1 protein-coding gene is annotated in these 237 nt (G+C 58.6%); it reads right to left on the reverse strand.

The window, feature by feature from the left end; all coding sequences use genetic code 11:
• Positions 1–237 (reverse strand): membrane protein insertase YidC (yidC, locus tag SB765_RS33640; protein WP_410933036.1); only part of this gene is annotated, 237 nt, incomplete at both ends.

Raw genomic sequence — 237 nt, forward strand, 5'->3', positions numbered from 1 at the left:
GGGACGCTGATGGCCGGGCCGGTGTAACCGATGATGTAGTTGCCTTGGCTGTCCTTGCGGGTCTGGACAACGTTGTTGTCAGACTTGGCCGGGATCCAGGCGGTTACGAAGTAGTGCTGCAGCCAGGCGACCCAGCCGCCGGACACATTTTCTTTCAAACTACCTTTGTCGATGTCTTTCATCGACACTTTCTTGTACGGCTCGGCAGCTGTCCACAGGGCGGCGCCCAGGTAGGTG

The organism is Pseudomonas sp. SIMBA_067, from assembly GCF_046534675.1.
GTDB classification, from domain to species: Bacteria; Pseudomonadota; Gammaproteobacteria; order Pseudomonadales; family Pseudomonadaceae; genus Aquipseudomonas; species Aquipseudomonas putida.